Source organism: Pseudomonas sp. A-B-19, from assembly GCF_019947515.1.
GTDB lineage: Bacteria > Pseudomonadota > Gammaproteobacteria > Pseudomonadales > Pseudomonadaceae > Aquipseudomonas.
In genome coordinates this window covers 217,982-234,831 of sequence record NZ_JAGYGN010000006.1, presented here as the reverse complement: position 1 = coordinate 234,831, position 16,850 = coordinate 217,982, and the positions used below count along the sequence as shown (strand labels likewise).

Annotated in this window: 14 protein-coding genes and 4 pseudogenes; 7 read left to right on the top strand and 11 right to left on the bottom strand. The window is 48.6% G+C overall.

Features of this window, described 5'->3' with window-relative positions:
- Positions 1–36: 36 nt before the first annotated feature.
- Positions 37–204: a DUF2897 family protein gene (locus KGA81_RS09515; RefSeq protein WP_223545609.1), complete on the top strand. Its 168-nt coding sequence runs from the start codon at positions 37–39 to the stop codon at positions 202–204.
- A 173-nt stretch (positions 205–377) separates the two neighbouring features.
- Positions 378–935 carry a TetR/AcrR family transcriptional regulator gene (locus KGA81_RS09510; RefSeq protein WP_223545608.1) on the top strand — a complete coding sequence of 186 codons (558 nt, stop codon included), beginning with the start codon at positions 378–380 and terminating at the stop codon, positions 933–935.
- On the opposite strand, the gene fabF is transcribed toward KGA81_RS09510, so the two are convergent.
- The 3 genes and pseudogenes from fabF to KGA81_RS09495 form a co-directional block, all read right to left on the bottom strand.
- Positions 932–2,206: a beta-ketoacyl-ACP synthase II gene (fabF, locus tag KGA81_RS09505; protein WP_223545607.1), complete on the bottom strand. Its 1,275-nt coding sequence runs from the start codon at positions 2,204–2,206 to the stop codon at positions 932–934. The two genes, KGA81_RS09510 and fabF, sit on opposite strands and share 4 nt — an antisense overlap.
- Positions 2,207–2,236: 30 nt before the next feature.
- Positions 2,237–2,462 (bottom strand): annotated as a pseudogene (locus KGA81_RS09500) (SDR family oxidoreductase); the annotation flags it as partial.
- A 274-nt stretch (positions 2,463–2,736) separates the two neighbouring features.
- A pseudogene (locus KGA81_RS09495) lies at positions 2,737–3,079 on the bottom strand (ComEA family DNA-binding protein).
- Between the two features lie 607 nt (positions 3,080–3,686).
- Here KGA81_RS09495 and KGA81_RS09490 point away from each other — a divergent pair.
- The 3 genes from KGA81_RS09490 to KGA81_RS09480 are packed head-to-tail and all read left to right on the top strand — an operon-like array spanning position 3,687 to position 7,487.
- Positions 3,687–5,036, top strand: coding sequence for a lipopolysaccharide biosynthesis protein (locus KGA81_RS09490; protein WP_223545606.1), 1,350 nt, complete (start codon positions 3,687–3,689; stop codon positions 5,034–5,036).
- 10 nt (positions 5,037–5,046) lie between these two features.
- Positions 5,047–5,958 carry a glycosyltransferase gene (locus KGA81_RS09485; RefSeq protein ID WP_223545605.1) on the top strand — a complete coding sequence of 304 codons (912 nt, stop codon included), beginning with the start codon at positions 5,047–5,049 and terminating at the stop codon, positions 5,956–5,958.
- On the top strand, positions 5,955–7,487 hold the full coding sequence (locus KGA81_RS09480; RefSeq protein WP_223545604.1) for a hypothetical protein: 1,533 nt from the start codon (positions 5,955–5,957) through the stop codon (positions 7,485–7,487). The genes KGA81_RS09485 and KGA81_RS09480 overlap by 4 nt, the downstream gene beginning before the upstream one ends.
- Here the strand turns inward: KGA81_RS09480 and KGA81_RS09475 are convergent.
- The 7 genes and pseudogenes from KGA81_RS09475 to KGA81_RS09440 form a co-directional block, all read right to left on the bottom strand.
- The gene (locus KGA81_RS09475; RefSeq protein ID WP_223545603.1) at positions 7,484–8,602 is read right to left on the bottom strand and encodes a glycosyltransferase; all 1,119 of its coding nucleotides are present in this window, start codon (positions 8,600–8,602) and stop codon (positions 7,484–7,486) included. The two genes, KGA81_RS09480 and KGA81_RS09475, sit on opposite strands and share 4 nt — an antisense overlap.
- On the bottom strand, positions 8,599–9,576 hold the full coding sequence (locus KGA81_RS09470) for an NAD-dependent epimerase/dehydratase family protein (protein ID WP_223545602.1): 978 nt from the start codon (positions 9,574–9,576) through the stop codon (positions 8,599–8,601). The genes KGA81_RS09475 and KGA81_RS09470 overlap by 4 nt, the downstream gene beginning before the upstream one ends.
- A gap of 166 nt (positions 9,577–9,742) precedes the next feature.
- Positions 9,743–11,737, bottom strand: coding sequence for a polysaccharide biosynthesis protein (locus tag KGA81_RS09465; RefSeq protein WP_223545601.1), 1,995 nt, complete (start codon positions 11,735–11,737; stop codon positions 9,743–9,745).
- A gap of 260 nt (positions 11,738–11,997) precedes the next feature.
- A complete protein-coding gene (locus KGA81_RS09460) occupies positions 11,998–12,177 on the bottom strand; it encodes a hypothetical protein (RefSeq protein ID WP_223545600.1) in 180 nt (59 codons plus the stop codon).
- Between the two features lie 63 nt (positions 12,178–12,240).
- A complete protein-coding gene (locus KGA81_RS09455) occupies positions 12,241–12,396 on the bottom strand; it encodes a hypothetical protein (RefSeq protein WP_223545599.1) in 156 nt (51 codons plus the stop codon).
- Positions 12,397–12,962: 566 nt separating this feature from the next.
- The gene (ihfB, locus tag KGA81_RS09445; protein WP_108215432.1) at positions 12,963–13,259 is read right to left on the bottom strand and encodes an integration host factor subunit beta; all 297 of its coding nucleotides are present in this window, start codon (positions 13,257–13,259) and stop codon (positions 12,963–12,965) included.
- 145 nt (positions 13,260–13,404) lie between these two features.
- Positions 13,405–13,685: pseudogene (locus KGA81_RS09440) on the bottom strand (hypothetical protein).
- A gap of 214 nt (positions 13,686–13,899) precedes the next feature.
- On the opposite strand from KGA81_RS09440, the pseudogene KGA81_RS09435 reads away from it, so the two are divergent.
- Positions 13,900–14,055, top strand: a pseudogene (locus KGA81_RS09435) (group II intron reverse transcriptase/maturase); the annotation flags it as partial.
- A 718-nt stretch (positions 14,056–14,773) separates the two neighbouring features.
- Positions 14,774–16,138 (top strand): hypothetical protein, encoded by a 1,365-nt coding sequence (locus tag KGA81_RS09430; protein ID WP_223545597.1) that lies wholly within the window; start codon positions 14,774–14,776, stop codon positions 16,136–16,138.
- A gap of 264 nt (positions 16,139–16,402) precedes the next feature.
- On the opposite strand, the gene KGA81_RS09425 is transcribed toward KGA81_RS09430, so the two are convergent.
- Positions 16,403–16,738 carry a ComEA family DNA-binding protein gene (locus KGA81_RS09425; RefSeq protein WP_223545596.1) on the bottom strand — a complete coding sequence of 112 codons (336 nt, stop codon included), beginning with the start codon at positions 16,736–16,738 and terminating at the stop codon, positions 16,403–16,405.
- Positions 16,739–16,850 lie beyond the last annotated feature (112 nt).

The following is a 16,850-nucleotide window of genomic DNA, read 5'->3' as shown; positions in this document are numbered from 1 at the left end:
CCCTCGTCAACCCGCCTGCTTTTCAAGGAGAGTCCTATGCCCTGGTATGCCTGGCTGATAATGGTCGTTGCCATCGGCTCGATCGTTGGTGGTCTGATGCTGCTGCGCGACACCGCCAACAAGGTCGAACTGACCGAAGAGCAACGCAAGCGCGTCGCCGAACGCAATGCGCAAATGGACGCAAAGGAAGCGCAGGACCGCTGACTGAAAACCCCGCCTGTAACGGCGGGGTTTGTTTTTTTGTGAAGTATCCTTAAATCAAAATCATGCAGCTTTGTAGCCATATCGAAGCATCTGCATGCTTTTTAGAAGTAGAAGTACAGTCACCATGCAATTTTCATTGGTTAATATGGGCCGCATTGATGCGGAGATATCAGATGCGTTACTCGCAGGACCATAAAGCCCAGACCCACCAACGCATAATCAGAGAAGCTTCAGCGCGATTCCGACGCGACGGTATCGGCGCAACCGGGCTGCAACCCCTGATGAAGGCACTGGGTTTGACCCACGGTGGCTTTTACTCACACTTCAAGTCCAAAGACGAGCTGGTGGAGAAAGCCTTGCAAGAGGCTGGCGCACAAGTCGACCAGCTGTGCGCGCAAATCTTCGCCGAGGAACACCCACTCGAAACCTTCATCGACACCTACCTGTCCGAATGGCATCAAACCTCGCCTCACGAGGGCTGCCCGCTGCTGACCATTTCTTCGGAACTGGGGCTGCGTGGTCAACCGAGCCCAACCAGCGACGTCGTGCTCCAGGCACGACTCGATCAGATCCAGCACACCCTTGACGGAGAGTGCACCGCCGAGCGCAGCATCGTCATAATGTCGACGCTGGTCGGCGCCTTGCTGTTATCGCGCAGTGTCGCCGACGCCGAGTTTGCCCAACGGATCCTCGACGTCGCACGCGATCACCTCAAACGTTCACAGGATTAATCCTGCCAACGCTTGAACAGCACACTGGCATTGACCCCGCCAAATCCAAAGCCATTGGAGAGCGCGTATTCGATGGCCATTGGCCGCGCTTTGCCATGAACGATGTCGACACCTTCAGTGGCAGGGTCCGGGTTCTCGAAATTGAGCGTCGCCGGTGCGACCTGGTCACGGATCGCCAGCAGTGTAAAGATCGCCTCGATCCCCCCCGCTGCACCAAGCAAATGCCCGGTCGCCGACTTGGTCGATGTCACGGCAATGCCGTTTTGCGCACCGAACAACGCCTTGATTGCCGCCAACTCACCGAGATCACCCACCGGAGTCGAAGTTGCATGAGCATTCAGATGCTGAACCTGAGCCGGTGAAACACCAGCCTGTGCCAATGCCAACGACATCGCTCGCCGCGCACCACTGCCATCCTCGGGGCCGGCGGTCAGGTGAAAGGCATCGGCGCTGGTGCCGTAACCGACCAGTTCCGCCAGGGGCTTGGCGCCCCGGGCCAGCGCATGTTCCAGAGACTCGATAACCAGCAGCCCGGCCCCTTCTCCCATGACAAAGCCATCGCGACCACTGTCGAAAGGTCGCGAAGCGCGCTCAGGCGTTTCGTTGTAAGCGCTGGACAAGGCACGAGCAGCCGCAAACCCGGCAAGGCTGACCCGATCGATTGCTGCTTCCGCACCACCGCACACCGCGATATCCGCCTCACCCGCGCGAATCAGCCGCGCCGCATCGCCGATAGCCTGAACCCCGGCGGCACATGCCGTGACCGGCGCGCCCAATGGCCCCTTGAAGCCATGCTGGATCGACACATGACCTGCCGCGAGGTTGACCAGAAATGAAGGGATAGTGAAAGGAGACAAACGTTTCGGACCACGGTTATCGGTGGTGCGCACCGCGTCAGCAATCGCACCAAAACCCCCTACGCCTGAACCGATGATGGTGGCTGTGCGCTCCTGGCCGATGACGTCCAGCGCTTGCCAGCCGGCCTGCTCCAGCGCCTGACGCGCGGCTTCCATGGCGAACAGGATGAAGCGATCCATTTTCTTCTGTTCTTTGGGTGGGGTTGCAAGGTCCGGATCGAACCCTGCCTCAGGATCATCAGCCAGCGTCTGCACCGCCCCCCCAACCTTGGCCGGCAGATCGGCAACCACCTCTTGCGCAAGATTGCGCAGCCCGGAACGCCCGGCCAGCAGCCGCTCCCAGACCGCTTCGACACCGCACCCCAGCGGCGACACCAGGCCCATGCCCGTTACAACTACACGACGATGATTCATACCGCTATACCTCAGTCTATTAGGGGCGTTTCATTTGTAACCCGCAGCGGCATTAGTTTTGGAACCATTGGGGGCCATCACATGGCGTGCCGCAACAAAGGCATCCCGGTCGGCGGCATCAGGTAGTGGAGCAATGGTGACCAACTCGCCCTGATCCAAGACCCGAAAATACCACTTCGACCATCTCGCCCGCGTCGATGACTATCTTGGTCGGAATCTGCGAAGCATCCATACCGGAGCGCTCCCGGATTTCGGTTGCGCGTAAATCGCAACGATACTGGAAGAAGCACCAGTGATGAGGGCGGTGCCTTGGGACTGAATGGACGTCATGACTTGGCTCCTGGGAGATGCCAGAGGGTTAGACAAGTGAATGAATCTCAGCCTGCCTGGACGAGCTGCGGGTTTATTATACACATAATTCAACATAGCATATTACGGTCGTAATTTTTCAATTGCCGACAGAAGTCAAAACTCGCTGCAGCCACCAAAAATTAAAAAAGGCCGGTCAATGACCGGCCGCCAAGACGCATTTACAATGCTTGGTTCAACCGGGACTTCTCGCGATTCTTATCTGGAAGGGCCTTGTCGATACCCTTCACTTCGAACAACTCGTCGGACACAAACGGACCAATACTTTCGCGATACGCAACAATCGCCAGAGCTCCGGTCTCCCCCTACACCGGTTAACTCACGCCGTAAAGTCGGCGCATCGGCCCTGCCAAGATCCGATATGCCGGATTGAGCGTTCGCTGAAGCCGTCCATCACCACCGCAACCTTGGCAGATCCGGGCTCGCTGCAGGCTCTGCCTTGGCGGTAAAAGAGGCACTGGTAAGCAAGGCAAAAACCTGGGAGTAGAAATAACCCGTACGCATAAATGGCGCTCCATGACATCGGTTGAAGAAGCAGTATTCCAGAAGCTGCTCCTCAAATCAGGCGCCGTGGCAGAATGTCAAGAATGTGTCTGTTGCGAAAAATGAAACAATCAAAGGCCGAGATGAATAAGTTTGACCAGATAAGATTTTGTCAATGCAAACACCGGAGCTGGCAGTACGATTCCAGCAGCTGCGTGATGAGCGAAGAGTGTCTCGACAAAATTTATTTAAATCACCAATCTTTTCGAATAAATTATCCAGCAATAGTAGAACATTAAATACAAACAGATAGTTTAACTATAAGAGTCGCATACAACTTCTTGAGAACATGCATTATCAATAGGTCAATGACACGATTGAAACCAGGTAGCGCTCCGTGAAAAGGCAGTGGATGGAACTGACTCCGCCCCTTTAGCGTTGCTAAAATGGCTCATTGATTGCCGGGGCACCAACCGTCGCATCTTCCAGGCAGCAAGTTTGGTCAGCCACGGCAGAAACCACAGCTTCCGCCGATCGGTTAGAACTGGAGGACCTTGACTGTAGACAGGGCATTGAAAAAACGTGAAAATCGGCAGCTGCATTATGACCTGCTGCGAAATCTCAATAAATGACTGCGAAGAAAAATATCAGCGCTCTATCCTCTCCAGTGGCTGCGAGTGCTGCAGCCATCATCGGTCGATTTCTCCTGCTTGGTACGGGGGCCCTGACCGGAATGCTACTGCCACTCACTATGAAGCAAGAGTCCGTGGGCTTGTTTTTTCTGTGCCAATCCATAATAGCAGCGCTTGCCACTTTGGGTCAGTTAGGTTTAAGCATTACAGCTCCAGCTATTATCTCCAGAGCCATCGGTGATAAAGACACTGCCAGGATAAAGCAAACTTTACGACGCACTTTAATCATTGGATGCTCAGCGGCAAGTCTGTTCGCGGTTACTTTTTTGATAACTCTAACGGTACTGGAAAACCTGTTGCACTCAGAGTTGACAGGCGCGCTGCAAAAATTAGCACCACTTATCTCTATCAGCATGATGCTAGCTGCCACGGTAACTTTACTATCCGAGCAACACCGGGTTTTAGGACACTTTGTTCAGGCGAGTTTCCTGGTGGTTGGTACTGGTGTCGCCAGCGCTGCTGCCGTCATTATTGCCTGGCAGTCAAAGATAACACTTTCATTGGACACCCTTCTCTTTTCGGGAGTTCTTGGTGTTTTATGTACCGCATTACTGGGTGGATATTCCCTGTGGCGCTGGCATCATACTCATGATGGGGAAACCAAAGAAACTGTAAGATATTCCGAAATACTGTGGCAAACCCTACCTAACCTTACCACTACAAGCGTGCTATTTATCATAGCTCAAGCAGACTTGTGGATCATCGTTTTATTTGGCAGCACCGCTGACGTAGCAATCTATGGCCTGGCATCACGGCTTGCTATCTTGGTGATAATCCCCTTGGCAGTAGTCAATACAGTCATCGCACCATCAATTGGGCGTCTGTGGGTTCGACGAAAAAAACGTTACTTGCAAAAAGTGATGGGTATCGGTGCGGGTGTAGCAACGGGAATGGCAATCACGGGCTATCTGCTATTTGCCATTTTAGGCCAACTCATTATTGCGATAGCTTGGCCAGAAGAGTATTCAGAAGCTTACTTTCTATTTATCATTCTCGGCTTCGCTCAAGTTATTCAGACCTTCGCTGGAACCGCCGGCATGGTCTTGGTCATGTTGCAAAAACAACATATCACCATGCGAATCTCTATTGTCAGCGGTGTACTGATGATCGTCGGGGGAAGTGTGGCATTCATATACTTTGGCATAATTGGATTAGCTATCGTTTATAGCTCGGGCAGTATTATTCAGTCAGCCCTGATGATTCACTATGTAAATCGAATATTCAACTTGAAAACAACCGCCAACTTTAAATCAACAATCAAATTCAGCCAATCCTATTTTCACTAAGAGAATCCACATGGACGATAAAATGACGACACTGCCGAAAGTCACTATTGTCATTCCCACGTACAATACTGCTCGATATTTGCTGGATGCTATTGATAGCGTCAAAAAACAAACGTATCAAAATATCGAACTGATTGTGGTTGATGATGGATCAACCGATGACACTCCGAATTTGCTGAAGAATCATCCTGCTCAGTTTACGCATTTCAGACAAGAAAATGCTGGACAAAGCGCTGCCATGAATTTCGGATGGAAACAAAGTTCCGGCGATTTGTTGGGTTATCTAAGTGCCGATGACAGATTACACCCTACTGCAATCGAGACGATTGTCTCGCGAATGGCGTTGTCACCTGAAGCAGTATTGGCATACCCGGATTTTTGCGTAATCGACGAAGACTCGAATTATGTTAGAACCATTACAGCCCCCGAATATTCTGAAAATCTGCTCATTGCCAATTTCCAATGTTTACCTGGTCCAGGCGCACTATTCAAACGGACAACATGGGCGCTAGTAGGCGACTGGAATACTGGGTTAAGAAACATTCCGGATATGGACTTTTTTTTACGTTTTTGTCAACACGGCCCATTCATCCGCGTCCCAGAGGCGCTAGCAGATTTTCGCATTCACTCTGGGTCAACTACCTATAATCCCTCCAGTGCGCAACGTTCAGATGAGCCTGTTACTGTTATTAAAGATTTTTATAATACAGATGGCTTGCCAAAAAAGTTTCTTCGCTGGAAAAAAAGGGCTATGGCAAACGCCTATCTGCTGTCAGGATTCATGCACGGTTTTTCCGGCCGCTACCTCATCAGTTTAAAGCAGATGTTTCGGGCCGCAATACTAAGCCCCTCATCAATATTTTCTCGCAAGATGATCAGCTACGTAATCGGTATTTGTAGATCCGGATCGGTAAAAAAATGAACAAGATCCCAGAAGGCTATCTTGATAATAAAGCGACAACAACATGGATTGTCGCCACAGCGACTTTACTTAGCATATGGGCAGGCTTCTATTACCCAGGCATGATCGCTTTATTTGCAACTTATTGCGCACTGAGCATCACCATAATATATGCCACAATTAAAAATCGACCGAAAAGCTACTTCATATTTTTTCTATTTTCTTTTTTGACTTTAGGTTGCTGGGCAAAAATCACTTTACACTTGCTCATTGGAAACAATTTCATTGAGCCTATAGGAGGCTTCGATGAATCGCCAGCCGCATGGAACAACGCCATTGTTGTATTGATCACAGCATTTAGCGCCCTGCTTGCCTGCTACTTCATTGTAGTGGCCGGCCTGCAAAAAACAAAAGAACCAGAAACCAATATAAACACAAAGCTCTTATCAATACTTTTGGGCATGGCAATTATCTTCACAATTGTCTCTCTGGTTTTTAACTATTACTATTCGATTATAAAAGTTGGACACGAACCAACTTTAAAGCTAAATAGTTATATTTACGTAGTCTTTTCCTTCATGGTCGCCTGGGGAAACTCTATTGCTCTTTTTACCTTGGCTTACTGGTTGGTAAAAAGCGGAAAATTAACTCCGAACATGCTTTTTTATATCGTCATTATTGAGGGTGCACTGACATCAATTTCGATGGGCAGTCGTGCACAAATGATCCTTCATGTTTCGGCCCCTTTTATTGCTTACCTGATACAAGGGAGAAAATTAGAGTGGAACATATCAAAAATTGGCTGGATAAAGATTTTTTCGACGACCGCTTTATTGTTTGCATTTTCGATAATTTCCGTATCAGTCGACCGCCTTTCTTCGTTTGCAAAGGCAGTACCTTATGCAGAAAAAACCATCGTGAAAGGAAATCTGGAAGAATCCGGGACGTCGTTGAAATCATCCGAAAAAGCTTCAAGACACGACGTCACCCCAGAACCATACGTAGCCCCGCTTCAACTGTCACTCGAACTGAAGTTCAAACGAATCGCAAACGAATTGAGCAAGCTAATCGTAGACCGATGGGTTGGCGCTGAAGGAGTCTTAGCAGTAACGAGCAATCATCATCTGAATTTAGATCTTTTTATGAGAGGCTTAAAAGAAAATCCAGCACAAGGCACACAAGCAATATATCAGCGAATGTCTGATGCGCAGTATGAAAGATTAGAAAATTTTACATTCATGACAATCCCTGGTCCTATAGCGGTACTGTATTACAGCGGCAATCATCTCGTGCTTTTTGTTGGCATGGCACTATTATTCTTCTTGGGTTATAGCATCGAGCTTGCCGCTAAACGGTTACTGAATAATGTAATGACAAGTGCTACTATTGGCGTTGGAATGGCATACTTGACAGTGCAAATCAATTTCCCTAGAGCGTTTCTATTTTTCGCGATTGAGATAACCGCTTTTCTAATAGGGTTAATCATGCTGAGACGGATGCTAAATAAACAAAAGCATCCCATCAACTCTTTACATCAACAAGCACTCTAATTATCCTGAGTAAAATCTTCAAAATAATCGACCATACCAGTTACAATTACATGCCAACTATAATGGTCGATTATAAACGACTTAAGTCGTTGTCCTTTAAGCTTCAAATCGTCGATCTCTGAAAACATGACCTCAAGCCCTCCACTGATACCAGCGGCTGTCGGCTCGACTACTCTTCCCCCGTTGATCGCCTGTACTTCGTCAAAGCCACATGTATTTGTCAGCAATACCGGCAAACCTGTGATTCCTGCTTCCAGAGCAACAAGCGACATGGCTTCCGATCTGGAAGGAATGACAAGCATCAATGCATGTTGATAAGCTTCATTCCGTTGGGCCTCATTGAGAAATCCAATAAAATGAACCTGATGAGCTATGTCATGACCAACCAAAGAGGCCTCGAGCTCGGCTTGCATTCCGAAGTCTGGCCCGGCAAGCACTAAAGGATAATGGTGGGCTGCCTTTGTAGAGAGATAGGCTTTAATAAGCAAATCAGGGCCTTTGACAGGGGCAAGCCTACCCATAAATAAAATATACGGTTCTTCAGGCAGATTCTGCAGTGTACGTATTGGGGTTAACGCGGGCTCCGTCACCCCATTCGGAAACACCGGGATACCATCTGGCAAAAAGCCTGTAACCTCTGCAATCAGTACTCGCTCTAACTGAGTAATTGCAATAAACCCCGACGCCCTTTTTATAAGTGATTTACCAAGCAACAAATGAAACAGTTTCTTAACTGGGCCAGGCTTTCCGATGGAAGCAAATTCACCCGCGGGACAAAGTACATAAGGAGTCCGCGCGATCCAGGCGAGGAAGCCGGTAATAATGCTCAACAAATTCCAATAGCCCATGATATGGATAATGTCAGCGGACTTCACCGCTTTCCACAGACGCATAAAATTGACCAAAGGGATTGGAAAGTGCTGACCAACTTTTCCAGTAATGTAGGTTTTAACACCTCGATTATTAAATTCTGATTGCCAGGAATCACCGGACATCGCGATGACTTCACAACGGCAGCCTTTATCCGCAAGGGTATTGGCTAAATGCCTTGTGCGTTCCGCAGTCCCTCCCCCACGCTGTGCATCAAGAGAAATATTAATCAATAAAACATTCATACCGTAGCCCTCAAGTGACTCAAGTAACCTTTAAGGCGCTCGGTGAACAGTGCAGAATCTGGCAATCCAAGTTGCAACAGTCGATCTTCCCGGAAGCGACGCATTGGATCAGTATTACTAATCCCCCTGGCATTTAATACTAAACGCAGCACTCGCGAGGGGAGGTAAGGAATATGCAATACTGCAGTACGATTAAATATTTCCAGCAAACAATCCTGAAGATAAGCGAAATTATTATTAGCGTCAGCATCTTCAGTCACTACAATAATTTCCCCCTGAATTATTGGTGCCGCCGTTGTAACAAACAATAAAACCTCGACTACTTTTTCAACGCTGACCAAATGCATTCGCCGCGCGCCGTACAATGAACGGCGTAATGCGAGTTTCCAGCCAGGCGCACTCGAAACCTCCCTTACGAATGAAACAACATTTAATCCCCCGACACCAAATACCGCACCAAGGCGCAAAATCAAGGTTTCGAAATGCTCGGCATTGACAGCGCTCACAAACTTCTCGGCAGCGGCATGCTCACGCTCATAAGGCGTGATAGGCACGATCTGTGAAGCCGAAGTACAAATGCTGTCCTGGCTTGCGCCAAAAACGTCAATACTTGAAACATGGATATAGCGTTTAACACGCGCATTGCCACAAGCGCGCAAAATATTCTTGATCGCTGACAAGAACCATCCGGCACCATCTGGCCGCAGCAAATTCAAAACGATGCTGCCACTATTCAAAATTTTCTCTAACGACGCGCTATCTTCCAAGTCAAAATGTCGAACCTGTATAGGCGATTCTGTTAACCAGGATGGTTCCTTTCGATGGACCGCGAAAATAATTTCGAACTCTTTGCTGCAATCAACTAAAGAATTGAGTAAATGCTGTCCAACAAAGCCAGTTCCACCTATCACCACGATACGCTGCATAATGGTAGCGTGGACTTCGCTTTCAGTATCACTTATCTCAAGATTCAAGATGACTCACTCCCTAAATGCACACACAATTCAGGCCCTAGTATTCGAACCAATGCCTTCAAAAATATAAAACAGCTTAAAAATATATAATATACCAATCCTGCAGGCCTATTCTGCTCACCACGAATCCTGGCTTACTTCCAGTAACATCCGTAATATAACCGGCTTAACGATCAAGACGTCGTTGCTCGTAAATCCAATCCACTATCTCTCCTTGAGGGGTGTATCCATGGACTGTTTCTCTCAATAATTGTCGAACGAGGGAGTAATCATCCTCATCAAGCGCTGCAAGCAAATGCGTCAGTTTGACCTTGAGGACATCCCAGGCCAAATAATCTTCGTGAGCACTCATGATCATCGGGTGTTGAGTTGCAACTACATTGTCACCAATCAGCAGTTCTTCGTAGAGTTTTTCTCCAGGGCGTAACCCAGTAAACTCAATGGAGATATCACCGTGCGGATTTTTTTCTGTACGAACACTTAAACCTGACAGATGAATCATTCTCTCTGCCAGTTCAACAATTTTTACCGGTTCGCCCATATCCAGCACGAAAACATCACCTCCCATCCCCATAGAGCCCGCCTGAATAACCAGTTGCGCCGCCTCTGGAATGGTCATGAAGTAGCGAGTGATTTTAGGGTGAGTAACTGTGAGCGGGCCACCTGATTTTATTTGCTTGTGAAATAATGGTATCACCGAGCCGGAAGAACCTAAAACGTTCCCAAAACGAACCATCGTAAATCGGGTTCGATTGACTCTAGGTATGCTTGCAGTGTCATCAAATAGTACTGGTGCTGATTCCTTGCTGAGAGCTTGAAGCGTCAGTTCGGCAAGACGCTTAGTGCTACCCATGATATTTGTAGGCCGAACAGCTTTATCCGTCGAAATCAATACAAAATTAGTCACATTTGCCTGGATTGCTGCTTGAGCCGCATTCAGTGTACCTATTACATTATTAAGTACACCCTCGGCAATATTATGCTCGACCATCGGAACGTGTTTATAAGCCGCAGCATGATAGACGGTCGCTACACGCCACGTTGACATCACATCCAGAATTTTAGCCTTATCACGAACCGATCCAAGGATCGGAAGAATTTTCGTAGACAACGACTCCCGAACAATTCGTTGCTCAAGCTCCGATAAAATACTGTAGAGATTAAACTCACTATGCTCGAGCAATAAGAGGACCGTAGGTTGCAATGACAATATTTGCCGACACAACTCAGAACCTATAGACCCACCAGCCCCGGTAACAAGTACAACCTGTTGCTTGATGCAATGTTCGAGTAATTCATGCTGGGCAGAAACTACGTCACGCCCCAATAAATCGGCGATATCTACTTCTTGAATATCATCGACCTTTACGCGCCCGCTTGCCAAATCCATGAAACCTGGGACAGTACGAACATGAAGGGGATATCCCTCCAGAAAACCAAGTATTTCTCGCCGACGTCCACGAGATGTGGAAGGTATCGCCAATAATATTTCCTGCACACCCGTAGCTTCAATCATTTCCTGGATGTGCTTTGGTTTATAAACTTTCAGGCCAGAAATAACTCGGCTGGCAATACCTCCATCGTCATCGATAAAGGCAACCGGACGCATGACTCGCCCCATTCGCAAAGCTGCAACAAGCTGATTTCCGGCAGCTCCAGCGCCATAAATAGCTACCTTAGGTAATCCGTTATCCCGGTTAGTGAAGGGAACATGTTGCGCTGCGGAAAACCAATCACCGAGGAAGTATTGACGCATAAACAGTCGAAGGCCGCCGACCATGACCAGGCTTAGCCACCAATAATTGAAAATTATTGACCGCGGTACAATATTCTGATGGTTGCTATACCAATACATAACAACGCCGAGAATTAACGATGACAAACTTACCGCTTTGATGATCGCAATAAGAGCATCATTACCAAAATAGCGCGTGACCGTACGATACATTCCAAATTGAAAAAAAAGTGGAATTGCTATAAACGGCGCGCTCAAAAAAAGCCAGAGATGCTGAGTGAACGGGTTGACCATCTCATCGATGCCTAACCGGACAACAAACCCCATCCATAGGGCTAGCCACACCAACGCAACATCAGCAGTAACCTGGATCAGTCGTTTACTGCGGCGCGGAAGACCTAATAACAAAGCCCGGAATCTATCCATAACCTCTTCGAACTCTCCTCCACACCAATTTTTATGACGCTTAGAATGCGTTCATTCCCGTACGGCTATCATTTTACACCAGTAAGGGTCGAACATCCGGGTCAGGTCTGAATTTTTCTTTCTCGCCCGGATGAAACACCTTGGCCAGGACGGCCAATGGAAGATAAGCAATTATATGGCCCACAATGCCATATCGCCATCTTGGCCTGAGCGCACCAAAATATGATTCAGTTGCTTATCCGGCTCAGCAACTGCACGACTCATTTTAATAAGTTCGCGTCGAACATCAACCAGATGTCATAACCTTGGGCACTCAACTGCCCCTTAATAAAGTCCGGTTTCAATAAACGCTCTTTGATACCAGACACATCCAGAAGGACCGCCAAAGCGGAACTATTATCAGGAGCACAATCCAGTCCGGTACCTGACTCAACGATCACGCAGGTCCCTCTCCTCGAAAGGCTGTCATGATTGGGCAACCGGCAGCAAGATGTGATTGGACTTTACTGAATAGTGCGCAGGGCATATCCCCCACCACTTAAACCAATCAAAAAAACCGGGAAATTCTCAAATATTTCTGACATCCAGCCCACAGAACGCCGCGCCGACAATAACAAATCATAAAAATAGTGATTATTTTGTTCTGCACCTGTACCCACTCAAGCACACCACCGCTGCCAAAAGTTAATATTTTCTTGCAATTTTAACAACCCGACAGCATCTATCATCGCGTCCGCAGACTATGCGGCACAAACAGTTCCAGCAAATACCACACCAAGTTACATCTCATTGAAAAGCGAAGCAAAGCAAAGCCAACAGACGCTTCCCTCCTATACTATCGGGAAGCTGCGCTATCTACCGAACTGAAAAAATTGCAGATATAACAAATCGAAAACGATTTACCCATACCTCGAAAAACATCATTAAACCGTCAACCGAACACTCATCTCTTTATAATTTACTTGGCTGACGCCCGAGACACCTTCCTACCCCTAAGCAATAGCCAATACAATAGGGGTCCCAATACCATCCCTGCCAACAACGACAGCACTACAATTACCGACACGGGCAATGCAGGCCCCGTCCATCCAAGAAACACCATCGAAATGGCTTGTTGATTTTCCAGGACGAACACCAGGACCACTAAAATTAATAGCAACAACAAAACCGCAAGAACTACGCGTTTGATATTAGGCATTGGTAACAACCCAAACTCCATTCACTATCACGACACTTCCTCCTCATCCTCATTCACCCGGTCACGCAACTCCTTGCCGGGCTTGAAATGCGGAACGAACTTGCCATCGAGACTGACAGACTGACCTGTTTTCGGATTGCGCCCCACGCGCGGCGCGCGATAGTGCAATGAAAAACTGCCGAAGCCGCGGATCTCGATGCGATCGCCGGTGGCCAGGCATTGGGACATTTGCTCAAGCATGGTCTTGATGGCCAGCTCCACATCCTTTGATGAGAGCAGTCCTTGATGGGTGACAATTCGTTCGATCAACTCCGACTTCGTCATATTTTTCCCTTCTTTTTCAAGCAGCTAGATCAGCGCTTCAAAGGTTTTAGCACGCCCGGACGATTTTGAACAGCCCATTGTATTTACCGCATTCTCTCTCTGCATGAGCGTCCGATACAGAAGCCGCCGCGCGCCGGCACCCTGCTCAGCTACAGAGAACCAACATGGTCCGTGTCAATAAACCCGCAGGATTGAAGCCAAAAAAGTATTCTTCTTCATGCCAGGCATCGTCGGACCTTGCCACCACCTTGCAACCGTCCCCCCCTTACATTCCCTATCGACACGCTTTTGACACCTCCCCCACCCCGATCCCGGTCCCGAGCAATCGATCTCGACGTGACTGATCCCGCGTACCGCATGGGTCCTTGCACTAGTCGCACAACCCGCCAATATCAGTACGGCAATCACGAAAATGAGCCTTTTCATTCACATCTTTATGCCAAGACCTTCGCCTGAGCGTCGTTCGCCTTCAGGCATAAGACTAGCTGCAAATAAACGACTGATCCGATTAAAGAAAGAGACAATCTGAAGAGCCTTGGGTTTCTGCAATCCTCCCTGGGAACCAATATCCTGTTCAACCCGAGTGGTAGCACAGGAGCATCAGTAGCTAGTGGCCTGTCGCGCAGGTTCTGGACTACTTTTGGAGCGGCAAGGCCATCGTTTCGTACGCTACGCCGATGATGCGAACATTTATGTGCGCAGCCGTTGTACCAGTGAGCGAGTGATGGCTGGCGTCCAACGGTTCTTGAGGCAGCGTCTGAAACTGATGCTGAACCAGGAAAAGAGCCAGGTAGCCGGGTCAGGGATGCGTGACTAAATTCAGCACAGACAATGGCCGCGCAGCGGAAAGATCAACGCGGAGCTTGTTTACGCCGACGGTACCGGTAAGGTCGGTCCTCCTTGCGATACGGAAAAGGTAGCTTCGGCCGCAGCCAAGAAGGCTGAAGCGCAGAAGTAGCCCAAGCGATCCCGTGCCAGGGACGGCTGGTGTGTTGTCGCAGACCAGTCTCAAAGCTGATAGCATGCCGGACTTATGAGTATATGTTCACCTAAAGAACGACTGGCAATGACTTTGGCCAAGGTAATACGCTGTGCATCGCCGAAACGGATTACGTTGGCGGGGTTGGCCCTGGTTTAGATTTCTTCCTCTGCGCTAGGCTTGTCTTTGATAGAGTAAGCAGCTGCAGCTTGGAAAACGGCAGATCAGAAAGCAAGAGATTGTAGTATCCAGGATATGGACGTGATTGATGCGGTCCCAAAATCCGTAAGAGATCAAGAGGGATGCCTAATCAAAGCAGGCTCGTGCTCTTGGACTCAGCAAAACCGATCTGACATGTCCTGTGCGACAGCTTCTCTGGATATAGTGGGGGTGATCAAGCAGGAAAGTTACGACAGGGTATGCATCGTGGAGCTCACCCGAGCTAAGCGAGACTCGATTGCGGCAAGCACCAAGTAGATCCCGAGGGCCCAGCACACTTGCCGGCTATCGGCTTAGCATTTCAAGGAAATCAAGAATGTATTCATCATTCATCAATCGTGGCCGTCCCTTGCTTGCCCCTGCTTTAGCGCTGTGTTCATGGATATCTTTGAATCCGTACTTTTTATGGGGCTCCAGTAGGCATATTGCATTTGCCGGACTAACGGCTGGCGTCATTGCGGTGCTCGCGTTTATCGCTGGTGACAGGCCACGTAAAAGTGAAATGATCGGCTTTGCCATGATGGCAATTTTTATAGTCTACATAAGCTTGCTCCCCAAAACGGACGGAGGCTTTACACGTTGGTATTTCGTTCTGCCGACTATGCTGGCGCTTTTCGTATTCGAAGACAGTCGAAGAGCCGAGCTTATAAAAGCATTTTCGATTATCTTCGGGTTGAGCTTGCTGCCAGGTATTTTGGTATCGATTGGCTCCATTCTCGGGCTTCAAATCAGCTTTGATCACAAGCCGCTTCTAAACCCTGTAATGGCCACAGCGGGGGGCTATTATCTGAATGTGCCCGGTGTGCTATTGCTTGGGAATAACGTGATGTCGCTTCCATGGGGCGGAGCGATCTTCCGTTTGTGTGCGGTTTATGATGAGCCGGGGATGGTGGGTACCGTTTCAGCATTTCTGCTCGCAGCCCATAGATTCCGGATCAGGTCCACAGCCACCATCCTGCTTTTCGTAGGCGGGTTGCTCTCGTTTTCTTTAGCGTTTGCAGTGCTGACGGTCGCCGGTTTTGCTGCTCGGCTGGTGCTGACCCGATCGGCCAGAACCTTGGCGCCTCTTGCTCTGAGCGTAGTTGTGGGGCTGCTTGCCGCAGGAGTCATCAAGCCAGATTCTTTTCACACAGAAACGAATGCGAAAGGCCCTCGAGTCGAAGTCACTACATCGGCGCCTGGCTTGACAAGACCATTGTCTTCTCCTCCGGAGTTAGTTGCTAGCCTTCCAGAGACGCAGCCATCAGACGCTTCGGAAGTGAAAAACACCACTGTATTACCGGTCTCAACCTTGCGTCAGACTCAATATATAAACAATAGATCGCTTCCTGAAATGCAAAAACTGATCAATGACTATTGGTCTTCAGGTTTTAAGACTCTTATGTTCGGGGTAAGCTCTGACGCTAGCGTAACGTTTGGTGGAGTCTCTCAAGTGGTAACGAGAATATTCACGGACTTTGGGATCATCGGAATGATCCTTTTTGCAGGTTCTATGACTTTGCTTGCTATCGCACTTCTGCGTAGAGCTGATTCTCCGAAATGGGCATTACTGTTTTTCGCGCTGTTCCTGTTTAGTATATATCAGCGGCCAATTGTCTGGATGCCTTACGCGTTCACGCTGTTCATTTGTTGTCCGGTATTAGCTGCAGTTAACGTAAAAAAACGAATCAGCGTTACTTAAACGTTATGACTTCATAACAGCTTCAATCTCAACATGACCCGCTACGGCGGGTTTTTTTATGCCTGGAGAAAAGCATGGGCAGTGGCAACCGGTTTAGTTGCGCAAGGCGGGATGCCCGGACGCGTACCGAAATACGCACCCTGGATATAGCGCATAAGAAAAATGCCCTCATCTTGCGATGAGGGCATTTTCTTTAACTAGCCAGCAGATCGCAAGGTTTTCACACCGCCTGCAATGATCGGCCTTTTTCGTTCAATTACACACTTAGTTCAATTCGATCCTCTCGCGATTCCTGTCCAGAAGCGCTTTACCGATCCCCTTCACTTCCAGCAATTCATCTACCGACGCAAATGGCCCATTACTTTCACGATATGCAACAATCGCTTTGGCTTTGGCCTCGCCTATACCCGACAGTTCACGCTGCAGCGTTGCTGAATCGGCACTATTAAGATCGATTTTGCCCACTTGCTCCTTGGCAGCCACATCCAGTACCCGAGGTGCTTCGAGCACCTCGGGACTGCTCGCTGGAGCAGCGAAAGTAACGGCGGGAACACTGGTGAGAAGGGCAAAGACCAGAGAGTAAAAATAGCCTATACGCATGATTGAAGCTCCATGACGGCGTTTGAGAAAGCAGCTTTTCCGAAGCTGCTCCTCAAACTTAGGCTATGTAATTGCACTGTCAAAAATATGTACATTGCAAAATATTAAACAA